The sequence below is a fragment of the Sphingobacterium sp. UBA7253 genome, from assembly GCF_002472745.1.
In the GTDB taxonomy this organism is placed as follows: Bacteria; Bacteroidota; Bacteroidia; order Sphingobacteriales; family Sphingobacteriaceae; genus Sphingobacterium; species Sphingobacterium siyangense.
Genome location: NZ_DKSP01000117.1, coordinates 1 through 14,601 on the forward strand (window position 1 = coordinate 1; position 14,601 = coordinate 14,601).

A 14,601-nucleotide genomic window follows, 5' to 3' on the forward strand; every position below is an offset into this window, starting at 1 on the left:
AAAACTATTCGACATTATTCCTAAAAATCAGGGTTAATGGCCGCCCTGTCTGATTATTGAACATGACCATCGCAGTCTTGTGGTCATCCAAAACCCTCTTCCAGAACCCAATTTTGTAGCATTGGTCCGGCATATCGCTGGATCCCATATTGCTCACAAAATTGGTTTACTATGCTACTAGACATTCTGACAAAAGAAGATTTACAGCTATTTAAAAAAGAGCTGCTCGATGAAATCAGACAGATCGTAAAAGGAAAGAACTTAGCGGAAAACGGAGAAAGAGAATGGCTCCGTAGCCGGGAGGTTAGAAAGAAACTGAACATATCCCCCGGAACATTGCAGAACCTGCGGATAACCGGAGTACTGCCCTTCAAGAAAATCGGTGGCAGCATGTATTATCGCAGTAGCGATGTAAATATGATGATGGAAGGAGGAGACGGCAATGGTTAATAATACGCATGACCATAACTTTAGCGTTTATTTTGAACATATCACGCAGGATGATAGACTACTCCCTTCACATATCGGGCTTGTCATTGCCCTATGCTATTTTCAGCAGCATGATAATTTCAACGATTTTTTTCATACGAGCCGCAGGAAACTGATGCATTTTTCCCGCATACGTTCCATTGCTACCTATCATAAATGCCTTTCCGAACTTGTCCGGTTTGGTTATCTTGAGTATATCCCCTCATGGCATCCGACCAACGCAAGCAGGTTCAGGTTTATCATGAACAATAATCCCGGCAGCAATGGCTAGGTCCGATGAAAACACAAGGTCCGTCCGCTTCCCCATGGAAGTGGACGGCAGGCTCGAACATCTTTCCCTTAAACTCGGTCGGACAAAACGCCTGCTGGTGATACAGATGGTAGATTATTTCTACAGGAGCAAGAAGGATCCGGCCGATCTGAACGATGAGGTGCTGAAAAAGGAACTTTCCAGTGGAGTAAGCCGTATACTTTCCTTTATCAGAAAGCAGGAAACCGACCTGTTGGTACCCCTATATTCCATGCTGGATGAACTGACGACCATGCACAGACAACAATCAGGAGCGATAGACATTATTTCTAATGAACAGCAGCAGGCATCAAAATTTTTGAAAGCCAATACGGAATATTTCGGGAGCCTTGATAAAGTCCTTAAGAAATTACTTTTGGGGATCGCAGAAAAACAGGAGCTAAAAGATAGTTTCAGAAAGATCCTTGAACATTATATCAGTCAACGGGAGACGCTGGGCTGGTCGGTCTCTGCCGCCAGAAAGGAAGAACTGGCCAAACAGGTCAGAGAAGCACTGGATAAACTTTAGTCGCTATGTATATCAATATCACGGATTCCGAAACAGGGAACAATAAGGAAAGCTGCGGGAATCTAGTCTCTTATCTTGAGAAGGAAAACCGTCTTGCTGAAAACAAAGTGCCCCAGCATTGGTTCAATGGGGCTAGCAGTAACATCAGGCCGCATGAAGTCCGTATCGGTATAGATGGCAATATCGCCAAGCTGGGAAAAGATGACAGTAAGTTTTTTCTGATCAACATCAGCCCCAGCAGAAAAGAGATCGACTTTCTGCTGTCTACCTATGGCGAGCAGGGCGCGAGGGAAAAACTGAAAGAATACGCCGTAAGGATCATGGATGAATATGCACGCAATTTCAGGCGCCCAGGAATAGAAAGCAATAATGATCTTTTGTGGTTTGGCAAACTGGAAAACTACCGGTATTACAGCCATAAGGACAGAGAGGTAAAAAATGGCACAAAAAAAGTAGGGGATCGTAAAGAAGGGCCGCAGTTCCATGTGCAGGTCATCGTCAGCAGAAAAGATATAACAAACAGGATCAAGCTTAGCCCTCAGAACAGGTCACGGGGAAGGAATGTGGAACATTCAAAAAAAATGGGACAATTTGACCAGATGGCTTTCAAGCAGTGTGGCGAGACAGTTTTCGACAGGATGTTCGGCTTTGACCGAAAATTGAAAGATACACTACTCTACGCAAATACGATGAAGAACGGAAATATTGACCAGCAGGCGGCAGTGCATACACTTGACAGACAATTGAAGAGTGGCGGAGATACGGTAAGGGAAAAGCAATGGGACGAACCGATTCTTTCAAAGGTGGACTTAGAGAAATTTCCACAGCTAACAGGATGGGCACCTTCATTTCCAGAAGCTAGTTGGGGGCTATTGGATATTTTACTAGCTCCGGTTCAGGATTTCGGAGGACATGATACTGTTGCTACGGAAGAGGAAAGAAAAAGAAAGCGAAAAAAGAAAGGCAGGGGTCGAGGTATGCGCTAACAATAAAGAATTTTATTCCATATATCTCGAAATATAGATAGCCTTACATATGGATATCTATTGTCACCGCGAAAGCAAATCTAGCCACGATGGTCCAAAGGTCAAGGGTATAGTGAACGCCCAATCACACTGCCCCTACTAGCGCCCTTGACCCAATTGTACCATCTTGCCTTTTGGTGGCCTAAGTGGTGACAATGGGATGGTATTTGCCACTCTAAGCTTTAAGAGGGTGAAATTGGGCAGTAATTTATATTTTTGCTCTATACAAATTTGTCCTATTTTTTGTCGGGTGTGGCCAGAATTCCACAAAATCAGACTTTTGAAGCTCTGTAGATAGACTGCTCCCTTTATAATCAAGATCATATTTGCTTATAATTTTTCTTATATCTCTAATTTCCATTTCGGTTCTCGTAGTAAATTCTGAGTCTTTCATTAAGATAAATTCAATAAGATATGGAATTGAGGGAGGTTCAGACAGGATTTTACCGTATTCAGTATTATTTTTATGATATGCCTCCAACATTTTACGATACCCAAAACTTGGTGTAACAATGGTTGTAGTTAACTTAATAAATGGTACATTGAAGAAATTACTGGCCTTTTCAATAGAAGGTATATCAAAATCATATTTTCCTTCTTTCACGTATTGAACCCACCTTTTAGACAATCCGATTATATTACCAAATTCCTCCAATGTCAGTCCACTATAGCGGATTAATATAAATATATTTTTCCTCGTTATTGTTGCACTAAATTTTTTCATGCAACAAAATCAAAATAAAAATAATCTAAAAAAGCGCAAATAAATTCTCTTTTTTAGATTATTATTAATATATTTGTTTTAAACAAGCAGTAAAATGGGCTTGTAGAGAATTGAATAAAAAAGTAGGATATTAATTAGACAATATCGAACTCTCGTAGCGGATTTGGCGATTTAGCAATGCGAGGGTGGGTAATGCGTCAATTTTCCTATCTTTGGGAGATATAAACTCCTAGGGTAGGGTTGGCGCTTGCTTCATCTGAGCATTGCCCATACTTTTCGAAGTATGGAATACTGAAAGTCACACCCTAGGGTGATGAGTAAAGGTTTCGCCAAAACCTCGCTGTAAAGATAAGCCGGCAGTCAATCCATTTTTGCCACTTCTTGGAGAGTTCTTAGAAATAAGAGCTGATGAGAACAATAAGTACACAGAATAAGCATCGTCTTTTATCATTGAAAAATGGTAATAGTGATGCTTATTTTGCTTTTGATGCAAGCAAAAAGTACTTGCTCCAAAAATTAGCCTGTCCTCCAGAATAATCTAAGTATAACCACATTCCGCTCCCTCTTTGTCCCGACCGAATCCGTCATAAATTTTCCAAGGGCTGGGAGCGGCTCTTTTTATAACCCTAAATAACAAACCAATTTTCATCGAAAAAATAACTGCATCATGCAGAATGGGCGGCCTATGCTCATTTTTTCGATCATAAACAGACCATATTATGATCACACATATACTGTTATTACCAAAAGATATTTTAACAACAAGGCTCCCTATATGGAGAAACTTGTTAGAATTATATATATTCATTTTCGTTTCTATGTTTAGTTTATTGTCTTTTCCACAGCCTGTCAGCGCACAGGCTGTGGTAAAAGACATCCCGGCCAAACCACTACAGATCAGCGATACCATTCCAGAGGAACTGTGGCATATACCATTACAGATAGTCAATCATCCAGACAAAAAAGATACGATTACATTGAACGAATACCGGGGCAAACTGATTATTCTGGATTTTTGGGCAACGTGGTGCGGTGCATGTATCGGAAGTATACCAAAAAATATAGGGATAGAAGAGGAGTTTCCCTCAACTTCGATAATTCCGGTTACGGAAGAGAATTCAGTCAAAGTACTAGAAACGATCAAAAACAATCATATTCTAAAAACGCTAAAGTTTTCATCAGTTATTAACGGATCCATATTGACCAGCGTATTTCCGCACCGATCTGTTCCCCATCTTGTGTGGATTGACCAAAAAGGAATAGTCGTAGCAATAACATATCCGAATGATTTAAATAGAACGAATATAAAAAAACTCCTTTCAACAGGTTCATTAACTTTCAACAAGAAAGCTGATATTCTCGATTATGATCTAAATGAACCGTTGACCCTATTCAAAAGACCTGACTTTAGCTCCGACCAGATAACAAGGAGCACGCTGACAAAATATCTTGCGGGTATACCTTCTTCCATAGGTATATCAACAGATACCTCTACTGGCAAAAGATGGTTTAAAGCGACCAATATGGGTATAAAAAATCTTTTGATGTGGACCGACCCTAAAACGAAGTCCATCCCTAGAAAACTATGGGACATAGATGGAAATAATTTATTCTGCTATGAGCTGTTTGGCAGCCAAGATATTATTGCACTGAGAAAGGCAGTAAAGGAAGACATTGAGCGTCTTTTTGGTATTACAATGAAACTTGTGTCCAAAGACACGGTTCAATTGGTCCTTGAGCCATTGACTCCCCATTTCGAAGACTCATCCGAATTGAACGGAGGAAAGGTTTCCGCAGGAAGGATTGTCTACCTATTAAACAAACGGATAGATCTTCCTTTTGTAACCACGGAAATTGACAAAGAAAAGATTTACGCTATAAATGAAGAAATTCTTAATTCGGCCTCGCTGACCCAAATAAACAGTTTTCTAAAAGGCTATGGATTAAGATTGCGAAAAGAAATGCAACAGGTAGATTTTTTAAGGTTTAAAAAAGTTGAAGGAGGACTACTATAATATCATGGGTAAATTATTTTATAGCCACATTATTGGCTTCCTATTTGTCGCTATCTTTTTAAACCCCTTGGATGCCCAACAAGGACACATAAAAGTGTCAGGACGGATATTAGACTCATTGGGCAATCCGATCTCTGGAGCTACTATACACCTGATCGAAAGCGAAATCTATTCGCAGTCTGATCCCGACGGCACCTTTCAGTTCATCATCCCCAGGGAGAGTAAAGCACATGCAATCCTTATTACCAGAATAGGGTATGAAAATAAGAAACATATCATTAAGAATGGAGAGAATACGATTGTCATGCGGTCTGCCACTACTAAACTGGATGATATAGAGGTTTTTTCTACCGGTTATCAGAAGATCCCAAAAGAGAGGTCAACAGGCTCGTTTACCCTGATCGATTCCAATATACTCAATAAAAGAACGACCATAGGACTCCTTGATCGTTTGGACGGACAGGTCAGCTCGGTCCTTTTTGATCGGAGAAATAACAATTCTTTGGGGAATATGTCAAATATGAGCATTCGGGGAAGGAGTACAATTAAAGGAAATTCCGCTCCTCTCGTGGTACTGGACAATTTTCCTTATGATGGCGATATCAACAATATAAACCCGAATAGCATCGAAAATATAACTATATTGAGGGATGCCGCAGCTGCTTCAATTTGGGGTGTACAAGCTGCCAATGGAGTTATTGTCATAACGACCAAGAAAGGGAAGAATCAGAAAGCCCGAGCAAATGGAACCTTTAATTTTACAGTTGCCCAAAAACCGAACCTCGTCAAGATTCCAATGCTCGGGTCAGCCGATCAGCTTGAATTGGAAGAATTGTTATTTTCCAGCGGAGCTTATACCGATATTGAGAACAGTGTTGTTCATGAACCGCTTTCTCCTTTTGTGGAGCTGTTGATAAAAAGAAGGGACAACATGATCAGTGAACAGGATTTTCAACTGGGAAAAGAATATCTTAAGGGTAACAATATCGTATCGGATTTACAGCGGTCCTGGTATACCAGAGCTAACAGGCAACAATATTCCATGAACATTGCCGGGGGTGCGCAAACGCATACCTACCTTTTGGATGCAGGCTACGATAGGGCTGCATCTTCGCTGGAGGCTGTTGATAATCGGTTCAATATACGTACAGATAATACCATTGAGCTGTCAGGAAAATTTAAACTCAATGTTGGCCTTACTTTCACCAATACGGAACAGAATAGCGGGAAACCGAGCTGGGACGGGATTGCAAAGGGAACCGTGCCTATTTCGTCGTATTACACATTGTTTGACGGGGACAATAATCCTGCAATCTGGCCAGGTAATTTTAGGGAATCTTTTGTGGTAGAGAATGAAACCAGAGGGACACTGGACTGGAAATATAGGCCCATTGAAGATGTCGGATTTAGAGACAATGTTAACAGGGAAAGAGAAATTGTACTGCGGACAGGCCTTGAGCTAAAGCTGGTCAAGGGCTTAAACCTAAATCTGATTTATCAGTTTCTGTCAGCGCAGAAGGGAATACATAATAGACAATCCGTGAATAGTTATGAAACCAGAAACTATATAAATCAGTTTACAGAAATAACTACATCAGGAGATATCAAGAGACGGGTCCCATTGGGTGATATTCTGGACAATACAGAAAGCAGGCTGGCATCGCATAATTTCCGTACAATGATGAATTATAATTATCAGATCGGCAACCATGAGTTTTCCGGGATTGCGGGGATTGATGTTAGGCAGATGACTGGCAAATGGGAAAAAGCACGTACGTATGGATATAACGCTGCCGTTTTAACAAGCTCTTTGGTCAATTATGACGAAGAATATCCGCTGTTGTATTTCCCGGCACTGACATCTAAAATATATGAGGGAACCGGCTTTGGCCATCGGACAGATAGGAACATTTCATACTATATAAATGGTGCCTATGGCTTTAAGAATAGATACACTGCGTCAGTAAGTATCAGAAAAGACGGATCAAACCTATTTGGGGTAAATTCCAATCAGCGGTTTGTACCGCTTTGGTCGGCAGGGCTCTCCTACCTGCTGACCAGTGAGCCCTTTTTCGACGTGGGATGGATACAGAACCTAAAAATAAGGGCGACCTATGGTTTCAATGGAAATGTTGACAATTCTATGTCTGCCTATACAACTATGCGATATAGTACCTATCCAGATCCTTATAATGGAAAACAATTTGCGACCATAATAAATCCGCCGAACCCAGATCTAAGGTGGGAGAAGACGGCAATAACAAATGTAGGCCTGGATTTTTCCATATTGTCTTCGAGGCTATCGGGGAGCTTTGACTTTTACAGCAAAAGAAGTACCGATCTTATAGGTGATGCTCTAGTTGACCCCACCACAGGTGTTACGATCTCAACCACTAAATTTGGATACAGAGGAAATGTCGCCTCTATGAAGGGTAAAGGAATGGATCTTTCCATCAATAGTTCCAATATTCAGGGCAAAATTAAATGGAATACCCAACTCAACTTCAGTATGGCCAATGACAGAGTCACTTCTTACGAAGTTGAAAAAAACGGGGGAAGCGATATCGTAGGGAACGGACTGTTGATCTCTCCAATTATTGGGAAACCTGTATATGGCATTTTTAGTTACCGCTGGGGCGGTCTGGATCATGCAAACGGCAATCCATTGGGCTACTCAGGAGGGGAGCTGACAGATAATTACGGAAACCTTACTACAGGATCTAAATATGAGGACCTTGTATTTAATGGTTCCGCTGTACCTACTAAATTTGGCAATATGCGCAATACAGTTTCCATGGGTTGCTTTGAACTTTCATTCAATTTAGTTTTTAGGTTGGGCTATTTTTATAGATCTCCAACAGTTAACTATAATATGCTACTGAATGGTGCTGTTCACCCCGACTACCTAGAACGATGGCAGAACCCCGGTGACGAACTCACTACGAACGTGCCGTCCATAGTTTTCCCAACTGTTTCCGGAAGGGAAAATTTCTACAGGAATTCCGAAATATTGGTGCATAGAGCGGATAATATCCGTTTGTCTGATGCGATCATCTCGTATATCCCAAAATGGAATGGCAGGTTTATCAATAATCTCAGGCTATATCTCCAGGCCGATAACATAGGGACAATATGGCGTGCCCATAAAGAAAACTATGACCCCGATATATTATCAGAAATCCCTATAGCGAGAAGTTTCTCAGTAGGGCTCAGGTTCTCACTTAAATAAATATAAGATCATGGCGAATCATATAAAAATAATTGCTTTTTGTTTTTTGTTAAGTTTTACGAGCTGTAATTCATACCTTGACATCAAACCGGATAAATCCCAAGTGGTCCCTGAGTCGGCCGAAGACCTTTGGGCATTGTTGAACAATACAACCAAAATGAATATCTATTATCCATCATTTGGTGAAATTTCGTGTGACAACTATTATCTTGACGAAAATACATGGAATGTGTTGACTGATCTCGATGCAAGGAATGCATATATATGGGATGACCAGATCTTTCTGGACAGTGATAATAATGAATGGTCTTATGGCTATGTTACGATATTTACTGCAAATGTTGTATTGGAGACATTAGAAAAAAATAAGGAACAGATCAGTAGGCCAGATCATGACAGATTAAAGGGAACGGCTCTTTTCTTTAGGTCCTACGCCTATTTCCAGTTGGCCCAAATTTATATGGAGCCCTATGAATCAGCTTCTGCGCAAAAAAAATTGGGGCTACCTTTAAGGTTGGATCCTGATCTTAATAAAAAATCTGTTCGTTCTACAATGCTGGAAACCTATTCGCAAATTATGGAAGATGTGAAAATGGCAGTTGATCTATTGCCAGAAAAGACTGATGTCAAGACACTTCCAAGCAAGAGTGCTGCCATCGGTCTATTTTCTAAAATTTATTTGATAATGGGTGACTATTCAAAGGCGGAGCAAATGGCTGATGATTGCCTAAAGTCTACAGAATCAAAGATTATCGATTTCAACATGGTAAATTCTTCTCTGTCCTCTCCATTTAAGAGGTTTAACGAAGAGGTGATATTTCACAGTTCGATGCTTTCCAAAACCGTTCTTCGTTCACCAAGGCACAAAGTGGACTCCATTCTGATAAAGAGTTATGCGGAAAATGACCTGCGAAAGAAAATCTATTTTAAAAGTGAGGCTACTGGAGGCTATTCTTTCAAAGGGGGCTATGATGGTTCTTCAAGTCTGTTCAATGGAATTGCCGTAGATGAAATGCTATTGATAAAATCGGAGTGTCAGATAAGGCAAGATAAACTAAAACAAGGGCTTCAGACATTAAATTTATTTCTGGCCAATAGAATAGATAAGAACGATTTTCACCCGTTGGAATTGGATGATCGCAAAAATCTCTTATTAATTGTTCTGGATCATAGAAGAAAAGAACTTATTCTAAGGGGTACCCGTTGGAGCGATTTAAGGCGATTGAATCGAGAATCCGGTCTTCAAAACATTATAAAAAGAAAATTAGGGGAAAAAGTATATGAATTATTGCCAAATAGTCCGATGTATACGCTGCCTATCCCTAGACGGGTGATTGAAAGGACTGGCATGGAACAAAATTTGCGTTAACATAAATATAGGCAGGAAGTAGTTTTCCTGCCTATATTTATGTTATTTTTGGATTCAGGCTAATTGGTAGCCTCTCTCATAATTGTTTTTTCTTCGTCAACCGTTGCTAAATTGGGTTGGGTAGGATTTGAAGAAGGCTGCGCATAAATCGAGCAGATCTCGTCATCTCCAGAGTTGCATGACTCAGGAGAATTCCCATTTCCGTTGGCTAAGGTATAGTCCGCGGGATTTGTTTGATCGCCACCATTTTTTAAATGAAACCATTTTTCGCCTACTAATTCGGTCTTTTGGGCTTCTTCTTTAGCTTCTTCTTTTTCCGTAAAACTTTGAGCACCGTATATCATGCCCAATCCTAATAATGTTAATGTGCCAGCACGTAGCCAGCTCTTTTTTAATATACCCATAAGGCAAATTATGCACTTGAAGATAAGTGCGAACTTTAGTTTATAATGATGTTATTTTTTGTGCACTCCGGTTTTGCCTCACAGTTATGCGGTTGAGGGATCCTGGTCATTGGCCTACCGGTCTCCTTGAAACCAATGGGCCGCATAAACCGTGAACAGTGCAAATTTATTGGCATACCATATTCTCCGAACATGAACTTTGGGCGGGATCAGTCCAAATATCGCATTGATGCATATCCTCTGCCATATCGGTATCCAATAGAACAGCAATACTGTCCTCCGAAGGAGATGTCTTATCTGCTTTTTCGCTGCTGATGTGGACCTGTTCATGGTATAAATATTTTATTATATGTTTCCAGCTTCATCCATATATGCTTTCTAAAAAGCATCTAGGAAAAGCTTTAATACAAAGTTCAGGGTCAAATTTTAGCTGGGAAAGGAAAAAACGGACAACTTTTGGCCTATTTTTAACCAGAATGTCCGTTTATTCCCTTTTTGGGTAACAAAAGAGATACAATAGAAAGATCTACATGAGGGTTATTTCTTTCCCCCATTTCGGCAGTAGCTGCGATAGATACGTGAAAAGCTACCAAGATCCGTGTAGCCGACCAGGGAATATACTTCTTTTTGGGTCAGTCCCTGTTCATTGATGAATTTTTGAGCCTTCTCCATTCTTAGCCTGACACAATAGTCATAGGGTGTTGTTCCAAATATGACCCTGAACTTTCTTCGAAAAGTTTTATTGCTCATGGGTAGATCCTGTAGCAGCGACTGGATATCAATTTCTGGATCTGTAAAATTTTTCATTATATATAATCCTGCAAGATAGATCCTGTCCAGTCCCGAGCTGACCAGCATTTCGTGGTAAGACTTCAGGACCATAGCAATCTTCTTGCGCATTTTGAGCTTGACGATCCCGATATTGGCATCATTGAAGTCCAGTATCTCACCAAGTTCTTCTCCCAGCACATGATCAATCCTAAGGCGCGGAAGGATGCTGAACTGTCTATCGGAAAGCGCTATTTCCCTTAACGCCTCCCATAGGACCCTATAGGGCCGGACAATACTTTCTGTCCATTTCGGATCAAATGAAATAATGAGAGCCTTTACTACAGACTCTTTTACAATTTCCCCTCTGTAGACTCCGGCCCTGCTATGTGAGGGATAAAAGCTGTCTTCGTTTGCCGTGGTGACTTCGGCACCATCTTCTGTAGAAAACCTGAGATCTCCCTGTATCGTAAATAAAAGGAAAAGCCTGTCACGGTCCAACTGAAATCGAAGGCAGAAAGGTTCTTCTGTATGGACCTGTAAAAGTTCAATATGGTATTTTTTTAGGAGTAGCTTCCCGCAGAGGACTTCTGCTTTCGGAAAAAAATACCTTAAGGACGATGTTGCTGACTTTAAAACACTTTCCGTCCAGCCAGCAGGACTGCTACCTAAATCAAGTACGGAAAGGGGCTCTGTGGTAAAAATAATATCAAAATGATCCGTCATAAACGCAAAAAAATAATTGTATCCTGTTCTATTTGGGCTACTTTAGGAGCACGAAATACATTAAATGTAGGTTGTTACATTTCACATTAGCAAATTTTTTCGACAAACAGACGTCTGACCACCATAAGCTGCACGATTTCCTCGATATCTGACTTTTTCGCACAGCCTTTCTCCTGACCTGACAGCTGCCTGCTTCGTTTTCAGCAGCAAATTGGTTAGCTTTAGAAAGCTGTCAATACCTATGGTCGAAATAGGGAGCGATCTGGACATGCTGACGGGCAGAGAAATATTTTCGAAATATATTGCCTCAAAGGACCAAAATATAACCGAAGGGAATACAGAAAAACAAAACTTATTTCTATGGCGACCAATAAAAAATGCAGGGAAACCGGAAAGGTGATATTTGCTTCCTGGATAGAGGCCCGGCTCGTCATGCTCGACATTAAGTGGAACTACTTTTTCAAAAGGGACGAAACAGGCCGCCGCGTCAAGCACCGGCAGGGAAGGCCCACACAGCGACGTGCATATTACTGTACGCATTGCAAGGGCTACCACCTGACCAAATGGAAAAAATCAAATTTTAACTCCTATACCGAGAAAAAATGGAGAAGGGATAAAGGGGAAGAAAATCCAGACCTATAAAAGCGTCGACCCATACCATGATCCTTATCTCCGAAGAACTTTCCACTGAGGGGTATCCATAGTAAAACGGCCACCCTTTCGGAGCAGCCGCTTAAGGATTAGTTTATGGGATTTGTTTGAAAAACAATATCAAATTACACTTTTCGGAAGATCTTTCAAAATTCGGCGGGCCATTTTCCAAGTTCCTTAACAAAGCCTGATATTTCTGAAAGGGATTTCTGGCCTAATCCGTCCATGCCGGCAAGATCTCCATAAGAACAGTCCATGAGCTGTGCAACCGTTATTATCCCATGCTTGTGAAGGGCACTGACGGTCTTTCCGCTGATCTCCTGCCGGAAATAGAAGAGGTCGCTTTCAAGGACCAACTCATGGATAAATTGATTATCGCCCAATATCCTCTGCAATTTCAGGGAAAGGTTTCGAAGTGAATTGTAATCCATCTTTCGAAGATCAAGCCTCGTTTTCACATCTTCCAGATAAATATCAATTTCGTGTTCATTCATGTTTTCAGAGGGTTTGGTTATATATTAATGGCTATCTGTTCCGACCATTATCCTGCTCGAAATCAACATTCAAATTAGGTAAAGGTGGATAATAATTCCAAATTTATTCGACCAACTCCCATTTGACCATGCTCAAGCATTTAAAATACTCGATTAATTAAACCTGTAGGCCAGGTTTTTCTCAACAACACCTATTAGAAAGAATTTCTATTGATAGATTGATCCATTGCTAATAGAAGATGAGCAAAAAAACAGACGCTCAACAAGAGAACAGAATTTGGGCACGTATAGAAAGAAGAGGTATAACTGAAATTTTATAGGTTCAACTGTAACATAACGAATATTTTTTTCGTCTTTTTATATGAATTTTATAAACCATACTAGTATTTTCAATAATGAGCAAAAAACTAACTATTCCACTTTTTAGTGTATTGTTTTTAATTGTCGCATCTTGTAGCCGTGATGAACCATTCTACCCAAAACCTCAGCCAGAGCCGGAACCCATCATAGAATATGCTTGTCCAAAGGCAGATGATATCTACAAGATCTATCCAGATACACTTTTCGTTAATGCTAAAGGCCTATACGTCATGTATAAAGATAGGCCCGTTAAGTTGACCTATACGAAAGACATTAGCGCTTCATTTGCATTATTTACCTGTGAAGGGAAGTTTGATAACCGCAATAAAACGGTGAATAGTCCACTTTCGTGGAAGATCAAAACAGCCGAACAAGAAAACCGGGACGTAGTTTATGCCATGCAAGGAGTGATCCAAATCAACAAAGTACTCTTACCGAAGGACATGGATCGGATTTTGACATTTAAGGAAGGAGAAAAAATGGAATATAGTGTTTCCCTGTTAAATTTCAAGGAAGATATCATCCAAACAAGTAAAGTAACCTTTATATATAAAAAGGATTTACAACCGTAATCTGAAAAGGAAGCTGCATAAAAGACAGCTTCCTTTTGGGATTTATGCGATATTTCGACCACTGTGATCTGTTCTAATAAAAGTAAGAGCCTGTGGAGTACATAACTCAGCGATTTTAGCCTGATTTGCAGGAACCGGTTTATTCTCGATCTTTCTTTCCAGTCTGTCCATATCCACGGCAACCCTGTTATCCAAGAGTTTCGCATAATGCTGTGTGGTTTTTATGTCGGTATGTCCGAGCATCTTGGATACTGTTTCAATAGGTACGCTATTGGCCAGTGTAACCGAAGTAGCGAAAGTATGGCGTGATTTATGGAAAGTGAGTTCTTTGGTGATCTCGCACAGGTCAGCGATTTCCTTGAGATAACTGTTCATTTTTTGATTACTGAGAACAGGAAGTACCATATCTTTAGCTACGCAGGGTGGATAATCACGATATCTTTCAATAACTTCAAGTGCCTTTGGCAATAGCGGAATATTTGATGATGTTTCTGTTTTTTCCCTGCTTGTGAAGATCCAGAGTTTTCCGTCCACTCCTTCTGCGATATCTGTCCATTTTAATTTCTTTACATCGGCATAAGACAGACCGGTATAGCAACAGAAGACAAAAATATCACGCACATGCGCAAGACGTGGTATTTTGAATTCCTTTTCCTCTATCCTACGAAGTTCAGCATTTGTTAGAAACTCCTTCTCTTTAGCCTTCGCCTTGATCTTGTAAAATGCAAATGGATCTTCGGTGATCCAGCGGTGTGCGATACAGATCTTGATGATCTTGCGCAGATGTTTCATGTACTTTGCAGCCGATACAGCCGAACAGCCCATTGTAGAACGTAGAAAGAACTCGTATCCTGTGACGAAAGCATGGTCAATCTTTCTTGTGTCGATATCCTGCGACCTGTATTCTTTTTCCAGATATCCACCAACATGGGATAAAGAGGTTTTATACCCTTTGAG

The 14,601-nt window shown here is 40.5% G+C and carries 15 protein-coding genes; 10 read left to right on the forward strand and 5 right to left on the reverse strand.

Annotated features, from left to right (window positions below):
* Positions 1-171: 171 nt before the first annotated feature.
* From B2X72_RS11440 to B2X72_RS11455, 4 genes are read left to right on the forward strand one after another with little or no spacing between them, the layout of a single operon-like run.
* Entirely contained in the window at positions 172-450 is a 279-nt protein-coding gene (locus B2X72_RS11440) for a helix-turn-helix domain-containing protein (protein ID WP_286849656.1), read from the forward strand.
* A complete protein-coding gene (locus B2X72_RS11445; RefSeq protein WP_104384688.1) occupies positions 443-760 on the forward strand; it encodes a hypothetical protein in 318 nt (105 codons plus the stop codon). The genes B2X72_RS11440 and B2X72_RS11445 overlap by 8 nt, the downstream gene beginning before the upstream one ends.
* Positions 753-1,307 (forward strand): BfmA/BtgA family mobilization protein, encoded by a 555-nt coding sequence (locus tag B2X72_RS11450; protein ID WP_104384689.1) that lies wholly within the window; start codon positions 753-755, stop codon positions 1,305-1,307. Before B2X72_RS11445 ends, B2X72_RS11450 begins: the two co-directional genes overlap by 8 nt.
* A gap of 5 nt (positions 1,308-1,312) precedes the next feature.
* Complete coding sequence (locus tag B2X72_RS11455; protein WP_286849657.1) at positions 1,313-2,293, forward strand: DUF5712 family protein; 981 nt, start codon at positions 1,313-1,315, stop codon at positions 2,291-2,293.
* Positions 2,294-2,540: 247 nt separating this feature from the next.
* Here B2X72_RS11455 and B2X72_RS11460 read toward each other — a convergent pair whose 3' ends face one another.
* Positions 2,541-3,056 (reverse strand): helix-turn-helix domain-containing protein, encoded by a 516-nt coding sequence (locus B2X72_RS11460; protein ID WP_286767481.1) that lies wholly within the window; start codon positions 3,054-3,056, stop codon positions 2,541-2,543.
* 408 nt (positions 3,057-3,464) lie between these two features.
* Here B2X72_RS11460 and B2X72_RS11465 point away from each other — a divergent pair, with 408 nt between their 5' ends.
* The 4 genes from B2X72_RS11465 to B2X72_RS11480 all read left to right on the forward strand — a co-directional run bounded on the left by B2X72_RS11465 (position 3,465) and on the right by B2X72_RS11480 (position 9,669).
* Positions 3,465-3,593: a hypothetical protein gene (locus B2X72_RS11465; protein ID WP_286767482.1), complete on the forward strand. Its 129-nt coding sequence runs from the start codon at positions 3,465-3,467 to the stop codon at positions 3,591-3,593.
* Between the two features lie 281 nt (positions 3,594-3,874).
* Positions 3,875-5,071 carry a TlpA family protein disulfide reductase gene (locus B2X72_RS11470; RefSeq protein ID WP_286849658.1) on the forward strand — a complete coding sequence of 399 codons (1,197 nt, stop codon included), beginning with the start codon at positions 3,875-3,877 and terminating at the stop codon, positions 5,069-5,071.
* 4 nt (positions 5,072-5,075) lie between these two features.
* Entirely contained in the window at positions 5,076-8,300 is a 3,225-nt protein-coding gene (locus tag B2X72_RS11475; protein ID WP_286849659.1) for a SusC/RagA family TonB-linked outer membrane protein, read from the forward strand.
* Between the two features lie 10 nt (positions 8,301-8,310).
* Positions 8,311-9,669 carry a RagB/SusD family nutrient uptake outer membrane protein gene (locus B2X72_RS11480; RefSeq protein ID WP_286767485.1) on the forward strand — a complete coding sequence of 453 codons (1,359 nt, stop codon included), beginning with the start codon at positions 8,311-8,313 and terminating at the stop codon, positions 9,667-9,669.
* Positions 9,670-9,728: 59 nt separating this feature from the next.
* On the opposite strand, the gene B2X72_RS11485 is transcribed toward B2X72_RS11480, so the two are convergent.
* Both B2X72_RS11485 and B2X72_RS11490 read right to left on the reverse strand, forming a co-directional pair.
* Positions 9,729-10,073: a hypothetical protein gene (locus B2X72_RS11485; protein ID WP_286767486.1), complete on the reverse strand. Its 345-nt coding sequence runs from the start codon at positions 10,071-10,073 to the stop codon at positions 9,729-9,731.
* A gap of 537 nt (positions 10,074-10,610) precedes the next feature.
* Positions 10,611-11,567, reverse strand: coding sequence for a helix-turn-helix domain-containing protein (locus tag B2X72_RS11490; RefSeq protein WP_286767488.1), 957 nt, complete (start codon positions 11,565-11,567; stop codon positions 10,611-10,613).
* A gap of 360 nt (positions 11,568-11,927) precedes the next feature.
* Here B2X72_RS11490 and B2X72_RS11495 point away from each other — a divergent pair, with 360 nt between their 5' ends.
* Positions 11,928-12,209, forward strand: coding sequence for a hypothetical protein (locus tag B2X72_RS11495; RefSeq protein ID WP_286767489.1), 282 nt, complete (start codon positions 11,928-11,930; stop codon positions 12,207-12,209).
* A 155-nt stretch (positions 12,210-12,364) separates the two neighbouring features.
* Here the strand turns inward: B2X72_RS11495 and B2X72_RS11500 are convergent, their stop codons facing one another.
* On the reverse strand, positions 12,365-12,712 hold the full coding sequence (locus B2X72_RS11500; protein WP_286767490.1) for a helix-hairpin-helix domain-containing protein: 348 nt from the start codon (positions 12,710-12,712) through the stop codon (positions 12,365-12,367).
* A gap of 395 nt (positions 12,713-13,107) precedes the next feature.
* Here B2X72_RS11500 and B2X72_RS11505 point away from each other — a divergent pair, with 395 nt between their 5' ends.
* Positions 13,108-13,644, forward strand: coding sequence for a hypothetical protein (locus tag B2X72_RS11505; RefSeq protein ID WP_286767491.1), 537 nt, complete (start codon positions 13,108-13,110; stop codon positions 13,642-13,644).
* A 42-nt stretch (positions 13,645-13,686) separates the two neighbouring features.
* Here B2X72_RS11505 and B2X72_RS11510 read toward each other — a convergent pair.
* Positions 13,687-14,601, reverse strand: a 915-nt coding sequence (locus B2X72_RS11510) for a site-specific integrase (RefSeq protein WP_286849660.1), incomplete at its 5' end; no start/stop codon positions are given.

What these genes read in the sequence shown, in the direction of transcription:
- B2X72_RS11440 (WP_286849656.1), top strand. Translation starts at nt 172, where the DNA reads ATGCTACTAGACATTCTGACAAAAGAAGATTTACAGCTATTTAAAAAA.
- B2X72_RS11455 (WP_286849657.1), top strand. Translation starts at nt 1,313, where the DNA reads ATGTATATCAATATCACGGATTCCGAAACAGGGAACAATAAGGAAAGC.
- B2X72_RS11450 (WP_104384689.1), top strand. Translation starts at nt 753, where the DNA reads ATGGCTAGGTCCGATGAAAACACAAGGTCCGTCCGCTTCCCCATGGAA.
- B2X72_RS11505 (WP_286767491.1), top strand. Translation starts at nt 13,108, where the DNA reads ATGAGCAAAAAACTAACTATTCCACTTTTTAGTGTATTGTTTTTAATT.
- B2X72_RS11495 (WP_286767489.1), top strand. Translation starts at nt 11,928, where the DNA reads ATGGCGACCAATAAAAAATGCAGGGAAACCGGAAAGGTGATATTTGCT.
- B2X72_RS11485 (WP_286767486.1), bottom strand. Translation starts at nt 10,073, where the DNA reads ATGGGTATATTAAAAAAGAGCTGGCTACGTGCTGGCACATTAACATTA.
- B2X72_RS11445 (WP_104384688.1), top strand. Translation starts at nt 443, where the DNA reads ATGGTTAATAATACGCATGACCATAACTTTAGCGTTTATTTTGAACAT.
- B2X72_RS11500 (WP_286767490.1), bottom strand. Translation starts at nt 12,712, where the DNA reads ATGAATGAACACGAAATTGATATTTATCTGGAAGATGTGAAAACGAGG.
- B2X72_RS11460 (WP_286767481.1), bottom strand. Translation starts at nt 3,056, where the DNA reads ATGAAAAAATTTAGTGCAACAATAACGAGGAAAAATATATTTATATTA.
- B2X72_RS11490 (WP_286767488.1), bottom strand. Translation starts at nt 11,567, where the DNA reads ATGACGGATCATTTTGATATTATTTTTACCACAGAGCCCCTTTCCGTA.
- B2X72_RS11475 (WP_286849659.1), top strand. Translation starts at nt 5,076, where the DNA reads ATGGGTAAATTATTTTATAGCCACATTATTGGCTTCCTATTTGTCGCT.
- B2X72_RS11480 (WP_286767485.1), top strand. Translation starts at nt 8,311, where the DNA reads ATGGCGAATCATATAAAAATAATTGCTTTTTGTTTTTTGTTAAGTTTT.
- B2X72_RS11470 (WP_286849658.1), top strand. Translation starts at nt 3,875, where the DNA reads ATGTTTAGTTTATTGTCTTTTCCACAGCCTGTCAGCGCACAGGCTGTG.
- B2X72_RS11465 (WP_286767482.1), top strand. Translation starts at nt 3,465, where the DNA reads ATGAGAACAATAAGTACACAGAATAAGCATCGTCTTTTATCATTGAAA.